This window comes from Pseudomonas sp. 43A (assembly GCF_013363935.1).
Classification (GTDB): domain Bacteria; phylum Pseudomonadota; class Gammaproteobacteria; order Pseudomonadales; family Pseudomonadaceae; genus Aquipseudomonas; species Aquipseudomonas crudilactis.
In genome coordinates this window covers 2,119,273-2,133,489 of the sequence record NZ_CP054880.1, presented here as the reverse complement: position 1 = coordinate 2,133,489, position 14,217 = coordinate 2,119,273, and the positions used below count along the sequence as shown (strand labels likewise).

At 60.2% G+C, this 14,217-nt stretch carries 12 protein-coding genes; 4 read left to right on the top strand and 8 right to left on the bottom strand.

The features are described from left to right. Positions 1-189: 189 nt before the first annotated feature. From HUW52_RS09460 to xopAW, 3 genes are all read left to right on the top strand, one after another. Positions 190-951 carry a response regulator gene (locus HUW52_RS09460; RefSeq protein WP_007917450.1) on the top strand — a complete coding sequence of 254 codons (762 nt, stop codon included), beginning with the start codon at positions 190-192 and terminating at the stop codon, positions 949-951. Beyond that, positions 951-1,997 (top strand): HAMP domain-containing sensor histidine kinase, encoded by a 1,047-nt coding sequence (locus HUW52_RS09455; RefSeq protein ID WP_175553484.1) that lies wholly within the window; start codon positions 951-953, stop codon positions 1,995-1,997. Before HUW52_RS09460 ends, HUW52_RS09455 begins: the two co-directional genes overlap by 1 nt. Positions 1,998-2,233: 236 nt before the next feature. Continuing rightward, positions 2,234-3,085 (top strand): XopAW family type III secretion system calcium-binding effector, encoded by an 852-nt coding sequence (xopAW, locus tag HUW52_RS09450; protein ID WP_016983640.1) that lies wholly within the window; start codon positions 2,234-2,236, stop codon positions 3,083-3,085. Positions 3,086-4,180: 1,095 nt separating this feature from the next. On the opposite strand, the gene HUW52_RS09445 is transcribed toward xopAW, so the two are convergent. The 4 genes from HUW52_RS09445 to HUW52_RS09430 form a co-directional block, all read right to left on the bottom strand. After that, positions 4,181-5,233: an AI-2E family transporter gene (locus tag HUW52_RS09445; protein ID WP_016987468.1), complete on the bottom strand. Its 1,053-nt coding sequence runs from the start codon at positions 5,231-5,233 to the stop codon at positions 4,181-4,183. A gap of 69 nt (positions 5,234-5,302) precedes the next feature. Next, the gene (locus HUW52_RS09440; RefSeq protein ID WP_016987467.1) at positions 5,303-6,109 is read right to left on the bottom strand and encodes a DUF4892 domain-containing protein; all 807 of its coding nucleotides are present in this window, start codon (positions 6,107-6,109) and stop codon (positions 5,303-5,305) included. A gap of 115 nt (positions 6,110-6,224) precedes the next feature. Continuing rightward, a complete protein-coding gene (locus HUW52_RS09435; protein ID WP_016987466.1) occupies positions 6,225-7,079 on the bottom strand; it encodes an alpha/beta hydrolase in 855 nt (284 codons plus the stop codon). After that, on the bottom strand, positions 7,076-7,882 hold the full coding sequence (locus HUW52_RS09430) for an alpha/beta fold hydrolase (protein ID WP_038367530.1): 807 nt from the start codon (positions 7,880-7,882) through the stop codon (positions 7,076-7,078). Before HUW52_RS09430 ends, HUW52_RS09435 begins: the two co-directional genes overlap by 4 nt. 220 nt (positions 7,883-8,102) lie before the next feature. Between HUW52_RS09430 and HUW52_RS09425 the strand changes: the two genes are divergently transcribed. Beyond that, on the top strand, positions 8,103-11,081 hold the full coding sequence (locus HUW52_RS09425; RefSeq protein ID WP_175553483.1) for an RHS repeat-associated core domain-containing protein: 2,979 nt from the start codon (positions 8,103-8,105) through the stop codon (positions 11,079-11,081). A gap of 1 nt (position 11,082) precedes the next feature. Here the strand turns inward: HUW52_RS09425 and HUW52_RS09420 are convergent, their stop codons facing one another. From HUW52_RS09420 to HUW52_RS09405, 4 genes are all read right to left on the bottom strand, one after another. Further along, complete coding sequence (locus HUW52_RS09420) at positions 11,083-11,526, bottom strand: hotdog fold thioesterase (RefSeq protein WP_016987463.1); 444 nt, start codon at positions 11,524-11,526, stop codon at positions 11,083-11,085. Positions 11,527-11,557: 31 nt separating this feature from the next. Further along, positions 11,558-13,213 (bottom strand): AMP-binding protein, encoded by a 1,656-nt coding sequence (locus tag HUW52_RS09415; RefSeq protein ID WP_016987462.1) that lies wholly within the window; start codon positions 13,211-13,213, stop codon positions 11,558-11,560. Between the two features lie 204 nt (positions 13,214-13,417). Then, positions 13,418-13,870 carry a phosphohistidine phosphatase SixA gene (gene sixA / locus HUW52_RS09410; RefSeq protein WP_007917466.1) on the bottom strand — a complete coding sequence of 151 codons (453 nt, stop codon included), beginning with the start codon at positions 13,868-13,870 and terminating at the stop codon, positions 13,418-13,420. Continuing rightward, positions 13,867-14,214, bottom strand: coding sequence for a DUF4389 domain-containing protein (locus tag HUW52_RS09405; RefSeq protein WP_095120610.1), 348 nt, complete (start codon positions 14,212-14,214; stop codon positions 13,867-13,869). The genes sixA and HUW52_RS09405 overlap by 4 nt, the downstream gene beginning before the upstream one ends. Between the last annotated feature and the right edge of the window lie 3 nt (positions 14,215-14,217).

Sequence of the window (14,217 nt, the reverse complement as noted above, 5' to 3'; positions counted from 1 at the left end):
GATCAGCATAGCGCTCGCTGCTATTGTGTCGACTCCGATACACAACCGACATGCCGCCAACACGCACCCGCGCTAGCCTCGCCAGCCGCAACACGTCCTTACATCAGCACTTCCCGCCTCACGGCCGGACGCCTATGCTGAAACCACCACCTCGCAGCCCATCTTTTGTGGTTGGCGGCCTACCGGCAGATGAACAGCCTCATGCACAACACCCAAATGACCGCGACGGATGAGCCTAAAGACGACAAGCGCTGGAGCATTCGTGCGCTGATCGTCGACGATGACGTGCCGATCCGCGAGCTGATGATTGACTACCTCGCCCGCTTCAACATCCACGCCAGCGGCGTCACCGATGGCGCGGCGATGCGTCAGGCGCTGCTGGCTGAGCATTTCGATGTTGTCGTGCTGGATCTGATGCTGCCCGGTGAAGACGGCTTGTCGCTGTGCCGCTGGCTGCGCGCCGAATCGGACATCCCGATCCTGATGCTCACCGCCCGCTGCGAACCGACCGACCGCATCATCGGCCTGGAACTGGGCGCCGATGACTACATGGCCAAACCGTTCGAACCGCGAGAACTGGTCGCGCGCATCCAGACCATCCTGCGCCGGGTGCGCGATGATCGTACCGAGCAACGGGCGAACATACGCTTCGACAATTGGCGCCTGAACAGCGTGCTGCGCCAGTTGATCGCCGACGATGGTCTGGTGGTGCCGCTGTCCAACGCCGAATTCCGTCTGCTCTGGGTTTTCATCGAGCGTCCGCGCCGGGTGCTCAGCCGCGAGCAATTGCTCGACGCGGCCAGGGGTCGTTCGATCGAAGCGTTCGACCGCAGCATCGATCTGCTGGTGTCGCGCCTGCGGCAGAAACTCGGTGACGACCCGAAAGCGCCACAGTTGATCAAAACCGTGCGCGGTGAGGGTTATCTGTTCGACGCGCGAGACATCGGCTGATGCGGGCGCGCTTCGACACGCTGTTCGGGCGCCTGTTTGGCGTGCTGTTCGTGGCGATCGTCCTCGCGCACCTGCTGGCGTTCACCTGGTTCCATCTTTACGGCCCGCCCCCACCGCCTCCGCCGCCAGAGTTTTCCCAAGGCGCGGAGCGGCCCCCCCCACAGGACCCGCGTTACCCGCCACGCCCCCCGCGCCCGTGGTTCGGTGGCCCGGTGGTGCCGCTGACCTTTCAGTTCATCACGCTGATGATCGCGGCGTGGTACGGCGCCAAATTGCTCAGTCGTCCGATCCAGCGCCTGAGCGACGCCGCCGAACGCCTCAGCGAAGACCTCGACAGCCCGCCGCTCGACGAGTCCGGCCCGCGCGAAGCACGACAAGCGGCGCACACCTTCAACCTGATGCAACGGCGCATTCGCGAACAGGTGCAGCAACGCGCGCGGATGCTTGGCGCGGTTTCCCATGATCTGCGCACACCGTTGTCTCGGCTGAAACTGCGCCTGGAAAACATCAGCGACGAAAAGCTGCAAGGCCAGATGCGTCAGGACCTGGACGACATGATCGGCATGCTCGACGCCACCCTCACCTACCTGCACGAACAGCGCACCAGCGAAGCGTTGCAGTTGATGGATGTGCAGGCGCTGGTCGAATCGCTGTGCGAAAACGCACAGGACCAAGGCGCCGACGTGCAAGTCAGCGGCCATTGCACACCACTGCCGGTGCAGCCGATGGCACTGCGTTCGTGCATCAATAACCTGATGGACAATGCCCTGCGTTATGCCGGGCAGGCACGCATCGAGTTGCACGATCAGCGCGAGCAACTGCTGATCCGCGTGATCGACCACGGCCCGGGGATTGCCGAGGACATGCGTGAAGCTGTGTTTGAACCGTTTTATCGCCTGGAAGGCTCGCGCAATCGCAATTCCGGCGGTGTGGGACTGGGCATGACCATTGCCCGCGAGGCGGCGCAGCGTCTGGGCGGACAGCTCAACCTTGAGGAAACAGCCGGCGGAGGCCTTACCGCCATCATTCGCCTGCCGCGCCCCTGAGAACACCACCGACCAACTCTGGGAGCGAGCCTGCTCGCGAAGGCGTCAGCTGATCCAACATCTCTTTTGAATGTACCGCCCTCTTCGTGAGCAGGCTCGCTCCCACAGGGGTTCAGCGGTGCTCATTGCATCGTGTGTACCCACCGGTACAAACCCCACATACGCCCGACAACTTGCGCCTTGACGCTGCATAAGCCGGTACACCCACCGGTTTGCCATTCCAGGGAGTGAGTCCGATGATCGGTAGCGTCAGCAACTACACGAGCTATACCAGTACCAGCAGCACCTCCACGCAAAACGCCCGCAGCCAGCAACTGCAAAAAGAACTGTTCGCCAAACTCGACAGCAACGGCGACGGTGCGGTGGATCAGGACGAACTGAAAAGCGCCTTGTCGCAGAAGTCCGACGACGGCCTGTTGGTCAACCTGAGCAAGCAATTTGGCGATCTGGACAGCGACGACAGCGGCAGCCTCAGCGCCGAAGAAATGACCGCCATGGCGCCGCCTTCGCCAAACGATCAAGCACCAGACACCGACCTCGCCGACGCCCTGATCAGCGCCCTCGACAGCGATGGCGACGGCGCCATCAGCAGCGACGAATTGAGCAGCGGCCTGACCAGCGCCGGCAGCACTGCCGACAGCAACGAACTCTTCTCCGCCCTCGACAAGAACAAGGACGGCACCGTCAGCCAGGACGAACTCACCGCCAGCCTGACCCCGCCCCCTCCGCCGCCGCCACACATCAACAGTGACGAACTGTTCAGCCAGCTCGATGCGGATAGCGATGGCAGCGTGACCGCGACAGAACTCAGCAGCGCATTGCAATCCAGCAACAGCGCGACTTCAACCACCAGCACCTACACCAGCGCCGCACTGCTCAAAGTACTCGACAGCGACAGCAGTGGCGGCGTGAGCAGTGATGAACTGAAAGCGGCTTTACAGGCCGGGCGTGAACGACCGGACGAAGAACAGACGGCATCGACCCAGAGCACGACAGAAGCGCTGAATCGCATGATTGCCAATTTGAGCAAGCAATACTCGCTCGATAGCGCAGCGCCGGTGGGCAAGTATTTGAATGTGGCGACTTGAGTCGACGCCCCTCACCCTAACCCTCTCCCAGAGGGAGAGGGGACTGATCGAGGTGTTTGGACGAGTTACACCGACGTGAAATACCGAGTCGAACTCAGATTCTGAAACAGATCAAAAGCCCCTCACCCTAACCCTCTCCCAGAGGGAGAGGGGACTGATCGAGGTGTTTGGACGAGTTACGCCGACGTGAAATACCGAGTCGAACTCAGATTCTGAAACAGATCAAAAGCCCCTCACCCTAACCCTCTCCCAGAGGGAGAGGGGACTGATCGAGGTGTTTGGACGAGTTACGCCGACGTGAAATACCGAGTCGAACTCAGACTCTGAAACAGCTCAAAAGCCCCTCACCCTAACCCTCTCCCAGAGGGAGAGGGGACTGACCGAGGTGTTTGGGCGAGTTACGCCGACGTGAAATACCGAGTCGAACTCAGACTCTGAAACAGCTCAAAAGCCCCTCACCCTAACCCTCTCCCAGAGGGAGAGGGGACTGATCGAGGTGTTTAGGCGAGTTACACCGACGTGAAATACCGAGTCGAACTCAGACTCTGAAACAGCTCAAAAGCCCCTCACCCTAGCCCTCTCCCGGAGGGAGAGGGGACTGATCGAGGTGTTTGGGCAAGGTACGCCGACGTGCGATACCGAGTTGAACTCAGATTCTGAAAAGCTCAAAAATCGGCTCCCTCTCCCTCCGGGAGAGGGCTGGGGTGAGGGGAAAATCCACCACAAATCCAAAGCCGAACACCCGCTCTTCGCCAATAGGCCGAGTGTCAGCTCGCCTGCTCTTGATCTTGATCCACGGGCGACGTCGGAAGGCTGAGTGGAGGGATTGATCCGGGCGTGGGAGCGCAGCGACCGTTTGGCGCAGCCAAACACAGCGAGAGGAGGTGCAGCGAAGCAAACCGTAGGCGCTGCGCCCGGATCGATCCCGGAGCGAAGGAACCCCGAGCCCCAGCGAGCGGGCCGCACGTAGGAGCAAGCCTTTTGGGTTACCTTTTCGGCGTTTGGAAAAGGTGACCCGCCGTCAGGGCGGAACCCTAAGCAGCCGTTACCGCAGCAACGGATATTCCCCCAAACCCAAACCCAACCCCAAAACCGCTAGCGCCGCTCCTCAACCCGCCCCTGACTCTTGCTCCAATCCGTCAACAAACTATAAGCCACCGCCAACAACGTAGGCCCGATAAACAACCCGATAAACCCAAACGCAATCAACCCGCCAAACACCCCAAGCAACACAATCACCAACGGCAAATTCCCGCCGCGGCTGATCAGGTACGGCTTGAGCACGTTATCCACGCCACTGATGATGAATGTCCCCCAGATCCCGAGAAACACCGCCATCCCATACTCACCCTTCCACGCCAGCCAGGCCGTGGCCGGCACCCACACCAACGGCGGCCCCATCGGAATCAGACTGAGCAGAAACGTCACGATCCCGAGCACCAACGCCCCCGGCACCCCGGCAATCAAAAACCCGATCAACGCCAGAACCGCCTGCGCCGCCGCCGTGCCGATCACTCCGTTGACCACCCGCTGCACCGTGCCAGCGACCAATTCGATGTAATACCCGGCGCGATCACCGATCAAGCGCTCCAGCAGACTGTGCACAAATGCCGCCAGCCGCGGCCCGTCACGATAGAAAAAGAACACAAAGACAATGCTCAGGGTCAGCTCGAGGATCCCGCCGCCGATCTGCGCACTGCGCGCCAGCAGCCAGTTACCGACCTGCCCCAGATACGGCTTGACCGACACCATCAGCGCCGCACCTTGCTGATCAATACTGTTCCAGAGTCCGACCAGTCGCTCACCGACCAGCGGCACCGTGCCCAGCCACACCGGCGCTTCCGGCAGACCGTCGACCTGCACATCCTTGATAAACGCCGTGGCATCGCGCACATGATCCGCCAGGTTGAACCCCAGCCACACCAGCGGCGCCGCCACCAGCAGCATCCAGCCCAACGTCAGAATCGCCGCAGCCAAGGACTCACGGCCATTGAGCCAACGGGTCAACAGGCGCATCAGCGGCCAACTGGCAAATGCCAGCACCGCGCCCCAGAACAGCGCCGACCAGAACGGCGCCATCACCCACAGACTGGCACCAAACAACACCAGCAACAGGATCTGCACCAGCAGGCGATCGTTATTGAGCATGTAAGGTCTCGAAAAAGTCAGTCAGGCAAAGAGTAGGCGAACACACGGTTCGTGCTCGCCCGAAACAGCTTAACGCAACAGATCGATACGCAGGCCAGAGCCTTCGACACTGCCGGTTTCCATACGCGCCGCGCGCACGCCCTGATTGATCAGCGCCTGTCGCCACGCCTCGGCTTTCGGCCCGGAGACCGTTACGCGCAACGTCGTATCAAGGTTCAGGCCACGGGAAATCAGGCGTAGCCACGTGTCGTCCGGGTCATTCACGCGATCAGGAAAATCCAGTTCACCGGTACTTTTGAGTTGACGCAACAGAGTCGCCGAGGTCGGCAGCAACTCGCCCAGCGGTGCCACTGCTTCGAACTGTTCGACATGCAGGTAGGCTTTGCGATTGCCGCGAGTGATGCTGTAAAGCGCCACCAGCGTGTTGTCCCGCGGCGCGGCCAGCCTCAGCAGCAGATAAGCCTGTTGCTCGTCGGCGCCATACAATTTGGCGTTACCGAACACCTCGTTGGCCCACAGGCTGCTTTCGCCGCAATCACGCGCCTGGCACCAGAACAGCAATTCGGCGTCCTGCTTTTGCAAGGCTTCGCGGGCAGCGGTGAAGGCTTCGGTGGCGGAATGTTCGGGTGGCAACTCGTAGGTCACCGACGTGGTTTGGCCGCGAGCGGTGACCTGGCCATCGAAACGCAGCTGGCCACTGATCTTGCGGATCGAACCCAGCGGATAGATCCGCTCAAGCTCTACGGGCGGGCGGTAGTCGACGATCTGTGCATCGGCCAGACGCGGCACGATCTGCAGATCCTGACTGCCCGGCACATCGGCGGCGAACGAAACGGTACTGAAACAGCACAGTGCCAACAGACTGAGTGACCGCATAGTCAGGCTCATCGGATCGGCATGACTGGGTAATTCGAGGTCACAGCGGTGTAGAAATCCATCGTGGTTGTCTCCCATTTCAACCCGCCCAGCCTCGACAGTTGCCCGCAGCAAGTCAAGGAATGGCGAAGAACCGATTGAAACAGTCTGCGACAAGGTCCGCCCCGGCCTCATCGTTCAGGTGCAAATGGTGCCCGCCCGCCAACTGTTCCCGGCTAAAGGGTAGACGTTCCAGCAGCTCGGGATGTTTGGCCAGCATGCCCTCAGCCGCGACCACCAAGTGCGCCGGGCAACTGACTCGAAGCGCGAACGCCATTGCTTGTTCCTGGGTCAGGCGCAGCGGCGATGGCAAGGTCAGGCGATTGTCGGTGCGCCAGGTGTAACCGCCCGGCACCGGCATCAACCCACGTTGAGCCAACAATTCGGCGGCCTCTCGACTGACCGCCACCAGCCCCTTCATCCGTGCTTCGATGGCGCGGTCGAGGGTGTTGTAAACCGGTTTGCGCTTTTCCCGCAGATCCAGTTGTGCTTGCAGGGCCATGCCCATACGTTCAGCGGCATTTTCGCCTTTGTCTGTAGGAGGAATGACACCGTCGATCAGTGCCAAATGACTGATGCGTTGCGGCAACGACCCCGCCAGCACCAGCGAAACAATCGCGCCCATGGAATGCCCGAGCAGGCCGAAACGCTTCCAGCCCAGTTGCTCGGCGACTTGCAGCACGTCATGGGCGTAATCCCACAGTGCATAACCTGCGCCGTTTGGTCGATGCCCGGAATGCCCGTGCCCGGCCATATCCAACGCGATGATGCGCAAGCCTTTGAGCTTCGGCGCCAAACGGGCAAAGCTGTTGGCGTTGTCGAGCCAGCCATGCAGGGCGATGACTGGCAAACCGTCCTCGGGACCGAACAAATGCGCGGCCAGTTCGATGTGCGGCAAGCTCAGGCGCACTTCTTCGAAGGTCGGGCTCATGCGCAATCCTTGTCCTGACGGTTTTCCCAACGGGTAAACAGATTCTTCAACAACCGTGCGGTGTCCTGCGGACGCTCAAGCGGGAACATGTGCCCGCCAGGCATGCTCAGCGCTTCGCCTTGGGCCAGACGCGAAACAAAACGGGTGTGATGGCGCATGACCACGCGACTCTTGTGCCCGCGTACCACCGCCAGCGGCACCTGTAATTGCCGGGTGCGGCCAGGACTGGTGTGCGGCACGCCACGATAGATGCTGATCTCGGTGGCCGGGTCGAAACGCAAGCGCAGTTTGTCGCCAACCTGATGCAAACCGTGTTGCAGGTAGGCATCAAAGCATTCCGGGTCGAAACCACGGAACAGTGTCTTGCCAGCGAAATAGCTGCGCGCACTGTCGAGATCGGCGAATTCTTCACGGCGGCCAAGGGTGCGGCCCGCCGGGGTCAGTTTGTCGATGAAGCCAAAACGCTTGGCCGCGCGGATCACCCACTGATCGGTACGAGTCAGCACCGGTGAATCGAGCATCACCACGCCACGATACAGCTCAGGGCAACGCAGCGCCGCGTGCAAATGCAGGACGCCGCCGAAAGAATGGCCGACGCCCCACACCGGCTGATCCTGCTGTTGCAAATGGTGGATCAGCTCATCAACCAGGTTGTACCAGTTGTCGTCCGCCGGAAAACGCGGGTCATGAGCATGCTGCTCCAGATGCGCAACCCGGTACTCGGGCGCCAGCGCCGCGAACAACTTGCCGTAGGTTCCCGAAGGGAAGCCGTTGGCGTGGGCGAAAAAGATCGGTTGCGACATGCCGGTAAATCCAATGAGCGGGAAATAGGGTGTTGATTGTCCGTAAGACCGTGTCTTACAGCAATGACCGTAACTGCCAGGAATGATGACAGTCGCGCCACGGCTATACCTTATCCACCGCCATGAATGTGCAGGTGTCAACTGTCAGTTCTGTCAGTTGACAGGTGTTGCGCGCGGCCCGATAAGAAACTCGTCCTCATTGACCCGATTGCCGGCCCCCATGACGCACGCTCAGACACCCGCCATCCAAGTGATCGACCCGCGCGGGCTGGTACTGCGCAATGTGAGTTATCACCGTCGTGACAGCAACTCGACGCCTGAGGCTTACATCACTCAACAGGCTCATGATGCAGCCGGTCGGACGGTGCTCAATCGCGACCCCAGACTGTTCCTCGAGGACATGCCTGCGAACCAACGCAATGTATTCAGTCTGTCGAGCGCCTTGCTCTTGAACGAAAACACTGACGCCGGCTGGCGCTTGAGCCTGAACGCAGAAGACGGCATTCACCTTGAAGGCTGGGATCAGAAGCGCAACCACAACCGTACCCGCCATGACGCCCTGCGACGACCGAGTGCCACGTATGAGCAATCAGAGGGAGAACCTGAGTACTGCACCGAACGCTTCACTTACTTTACCGGCCCAGTTGATGACGACCATAACCGTTACGGCCGATTGATTCGGCATGACGATACGGCAGGCACACTGCACTTCTCTGACTTCACGATGAGCGGCCAGCCTCTGTATTTGCAGCGAACCTTCTGCGTTGATCCCGGATGGACAGTGAACTGGCCGGAATCAGCAGCCGATCGCGATGTATTTCTGGAAGAGTGCCCCGCAACGACCCAATTCAGCTACAACCCCATCGGTGAACTGATTACCCAAACGGATGCAATGGGCAACCAGCAAACGCTGGTGCAAGATCTGGCAGGCCAATTGAAGGAAATTCGCCTGAAAATGGCGACAAAAGGCGACAGTCAGACACTGGTCAGCGATATCCGCTACAACGCATTTGGCCACATCGAACAACAGCGCGCCGGCAATGGCGTGGTATCCAACGCAACCTTCGGCCGTGAAGATGGCCGACTGCAACATCTGGGCTGTCGTACAAGCGAGGGGACCGTCCTGCAGGACCTGACCTATGACTATGACGCTGTCGGCAATATCACCCGTCTCGCCGATAACGCAGTGGCCGTCATCCATCACCGTAATCAGCGCACCGAAGCTATCTGTCACTACCGCTACGACAGCCTTTCACGTCTCATCGAAGCCAGTGGCCGGCAGATTCGCAACGCTCCCGGCGGACCGCAGCTGCCAGCATTTGTCTCCCCCGCCGACCCGGCACAGCTGGAAAACTACACACGAACCTACACCTATGATGCCGCCGCCAATCTATTGTTGATGGAGCATCGCGCCGCCAGTGGCAGCCGCACCGAACGCACGGTTGTCGCCTGCTCCAGCAACCGTAGCCTGGCGCAAAAGTCCACCGGCCAGCTCCCCGAGGAGCAGGAAATTGCCGCCGCTTACGATGCCAATGGCAATCGCATGTTTCTTCAGGATGGACAGGATCTGCAGTGGAGCCGGCGCAATGGCTTGCAACAGGTTGATCAAGTGGTTCGGGAAGATGGACCGAATGATAGCGAGTGTTATGTGTATGACGCAGGCGGACAACGCCAGCGCAAGATCCGTCGGACTTACACAGGCTCCGTGCAACGGCTCAATGAAACCCGTTACCTGCCAGGTCTGGAAATTCGCATCACCGCGGATCAGTGCGTCCATGTCCTCACGATCAAGGCCGGTCGTGCGACGGTGCAGGTGTTGCACTTTGAAAAACCGCCCCCGCACCGCATGCCTCAGGATCAACAACGTTACGGCTTCAGCGACCAGCTGAATTCCAGCACCCTGGAACTGGATGCGCAGGCTCAGCTCATCTCCCGTGAAAGCTATTATCCCTACGGCGCCACCTGCTGGTGGGCAGGACGCAGCCTGGTTGAGGCAAGCTACAAAACTCTGCGTTATTCGGGCAAAGAACGCGATGCGACGGGATTGTATTACTACGGATTTCGTTACTACGCACCGTGGCTTCAGCGCTGGCTGAATGCGGACCCGCTCGGCGTGCAAGACGGGTTGAACCTGTTTGCCATGGTGCACGGCAACCCTGTCGGACACGTGGATTTTCAGGGACTGGTCACCGTCAGAGAAGGAACCGGCGCGGCGCTCGCTACCTTTGTCCGGGATGGGTTAAGTGCGTTGGCTGGAAACGCGATGCGATACTTTGCAGCTCAAGGGTTGACACAATGGGCATCCGATTCGGACGCGCATCCAGATCCCGGGATAAACCTGGGATTGACCATCGCAGGCGCCACCACTGGCGCAGTGGCTGGGGGTGCCATGGGTATTGGTGCAGGCAGTCGCATTGCAAGCAGTCGTAATCATGGGCGCACGGCCCAGATCATCATGGCCACAATCTTTGGCGTCGCGGGCGCGTCAGCGGGAGCGGCCGCCCCTCTTTATGCCTATTGGAACGACCCGCAAGCCTTGAACCTCACAGCCATCAGTATGCTTTCCAGCGTGCCGGGTAGCATGACAAGGGAAACAGGCCAACGTGCGCTCGCCAACGTAGGCCCCAGCGTCACAATCGCGCCTTCGGCCACTACCACAGGCATGCGCATGGCTTTCTACGGCGCAGTGCTTTTCGCTGATGGCGCGCTCGGGTCCAACCTCCCGGCCAGCCTGGAAATCTCTGCAAGTGCAGTCGTCGAAGGCCTGGACGGGGTGTCCATCACTACGATCAATGCATTACGCGGAGGTAACTACCACAGTCCGGACCACCCGGCCCTTACTCTACCGAACACTGCTGAATGGTTGTACGGCGTATTGACGCGCACCGCCGGCTCGACGTTGACGGCCTCATTGACATTGCTTGCGGAGCCTCTGACAGACGCCATTGACAACTCCAACCTGCGCTCGGCCACTGTTGCCAGTCTGGCAACGCCCACCGAGGCACGAACCTACCTGGGACAACATGTACAGCGCGGCGCTTTTGAGCTGGCAAGGGCCGATGATGCCAGTTTCATTCTCGACCGTTTCACTCCACCGAACAGCGAGATAAGGAATACACCCGCTGGCAACCATCACCCTGAGTCATACGAGTTGCCCAACCTGCGCGTAATCAGCATGCAAACGCACAACGCTTTTTGACTCATTGTGAGGGAGGTGTCTGCCCCAACGGCACCACCGCCATGGTCAGCCGCGACACACAACTGGCCTTACCCTCATCGCTGGTCAAGCGGATATCCCACACATGCGTGGTGCGACCAATGTGAATCGGCCTGGCCACCGCCGTCACCCGGCCACTGCGCAAGCCGCGCAAGTGGTTGGCGTTGATTTCAAGGCCGACACAATAAAACTTGCTGGCATCGATGCACAGGTAACTGGCCATCGAGCCGACGGTTTCCGCCAGCACCACCGACGCGCCGCCATGCAGCAAACCGTAGGGCTGATGGGTGCGATGGTCGATGACCATGCTCGCAGTCAGCGACTCTTCGTCGAACGCTTCGAAGCGAATGTCGAGCACTTCGCCGATGGTGTTCTTCTGGATCGCGTTCAACTGCTCGATGTCGGGAGTAGTACGCCACAAGCTCATCGCAGACTTCCTTGGTTGTTTTAGTGGTCGCTCAATCCTGCCACAGCACTGCCTCGCTGCGCTCGCTCCATTCTTCGAAGCGCGCACCGTAAGTGTCTTCGATGACGTTGCGCTTGATCTTCAGGGTCGGCGTGAGAAAGCCGTTCTCCACCGCCCAACTGTCCTTGACCACCACCAGTCGGCGCAGGCGTTCGTGCTTGTCGAGTACGGCGTTGACCTCTTCGAGGAGTTTTTCCAGGCTCGAATGCAGACTCGCCCGGCCCTCCTCCTGATTGACGCTCGAGAGCACGCACAACCCCAACGGTGCACTCAAACCGTCCCCCACCACGCACACCTGTTCGATCCGCGAATGCACGGCCAAGCGGTTTTCAATCGGTGCCGGGGCGACGTATTTGCCCTTGCTGGTCTTGAAGATTTCCTTGAGTCGGCCGGTCAGGCGCAGGCGCCCTTCGGCATCCTGCTCGCCCTTGTCGCCTGTGCGCAGAAAACCGTCCCCGGTGATCGTCTCAGCGGTTTTCTGCGGTTCCTTGAAGTAACCGAGCATGTTCGCCTGACTGCGTACCTGCACCTCGCCCGACTCATCGATACGCACCTCGACATCCGGGCAAGGCTTGCCGATCCAGCCCTGTTTGTACTGCCCCGGCAGGCAGATGTGCGAATAGCCGCAGCTCTCGGTCATGCCGTAGACCTCCAATACATCGAGGCCGAGTTTCTGATACCAGGCGAGCAAGGTCTGCGGCACCGGTGCAGCGCCGGACAACGCTACGCGCAAGGCGTCCAGCCCAAGGCCGGCCAGGACTTTGTGCCCGACCCGTTTGCCAATGAATGGCAGGCCGAGGAGAAAATCCAGACGCTTCGCCGGGATCTTGCTGTACACGCCCATCTGGAATTTGGTCCATATCCGCGGCACACCGAACATCGCGGTCGGCCGAGCTCGCTGCAAGTCAGTGATAAAGGTCTCGAGGCTCTCGGCAAAGAACACTGTCTGCCCGGTGTAGATCGACGCCAGTTCCACGAACATGCGCTCGGCGACGTGGCACAACGGCAAGTACGAGAGCAATCGATCATTCTCGTTAAGCCCGAACAATTGCGTGCCGCGCGTTGTGGCGAACCCCAAATTGGCAAAACTGTGCATCACGCCTTTGGGCAGGCCGGTGGTGCCTGACGTGTAGATGATCGTCGCCAGTTGCCCGGCGGCCGGGCGCGGATCGTCCTGAATCGGTGAACTGCGCTGCAGGTCGGCCCAACTGAAATCGAAATCCCCGGGCGGGTGCAGCGGCAGGCTGATGGTCGGCAGATCCGCCGGCACGCCTTTGGACATGCCCGGCCAGTCGTCGAGCTTGCCGATGAAGGCCAGGACGCTTTCCGAGTGATTGAGCACTTGCGCAACGGAGTCGGCGGTGAGGTTGGGATACAACGGAACGGAGACGTGCCCGGCCATCCAGATCGCCAGGTCGGCGATGATCCAGTGCGCGCAGTTTTTCGAGATCAGGGCGATGTGGCTGCCTTGTGGCAACTCGCGAGCGCGCAGCCAATGCGCGGCGCAGCGAGCCTGATGGCCGACGTCGGCCCAGCTCAGCGTTTCGACCTGACCGCCGCCGATGGGTTGCACAAGAAAGCGCTGGCGCGGGTGCCGGGCTTCACGTTCGTAAAACACGTCCAGCGGCAAACGGAAGGCGGCAGACATGCGACTCGCTCCTGTTTTTTTGATCTGGAGCAAGCGTAGTCAACCAAGCAAGTGCTTGGTTGGAATTTTCAAACAAATAATTTCATGGGAGTTGCAAAAAACAATGTGGGAGCGAGCTTGCTCGCGAATGCAGTGTGTCAGACACATAAAGGGTGAATGACACGCCGCTTTCGCGAGCAAGCTCGCTCCCACAAGGGGCCAGCGTTACGGATGTTTAAGGCTGTTGAGGGTCATTGAGCCGATCAGCAACTCAGGGCTTTCCAGTTCAGCCAACCCGGCAGTGCTGACCTTCTCCGGCGGATACCCGGCGCCATGCTGCAGATAGCTCAGCAGATTGCCCACCAACGGGTTGTGGCTGACCAGCAGCACATTGCTCACCGATACCAGTTGATCGGTGACCTTGTCCGGATCAACCTCCGGCGTCAGCCACTCGACCGTGCGAATTTCCGGCTCGAAACCCAGCGCTTCGCGCACAATCTGCGCGGTTTGTTGCGCACGCAGATAAGGGCTGGCGTAGATCGCCGTCAGCGGCTGGCCGATCAAACGCGCGGCGCTGCTCAAGGCCTCTTTGCGACCGTGCTCGGTCAGCTCCCGTTCGGAGTCGGGGCACGAGCCGTAAGGCACGGCCTCACCGTGACGCAACACCCAGAGTTTCATAGCTTGGGTTCCTCATCTCGAACCGGATGCGGCGCCGGCGCGACGGCGTGTGGCGCTTCACCTTCCGGGGTACGCGGCATTGGCCAGTCGGCGAACGGCCAGGGTTTCTGGTCGCTGTGGAAGCTGCCGAAGCGGCCGATCTGCGCCAGAAACTGGCTCAGGCTGTCGCCAAAATTCATCAGGCTGGCGCTCGGGGCGCCATAGATCAAACGATAGATCAATTGCACCAACACCACCGCGCCGAGGATGAACTGCGCCACTTGCCAGACCAGCACGTAGACGATCATCCACAACACACGCAGGAGGATGGATTCGTACTTGGCTTCGGTTTTCGGATCGTTCATGGC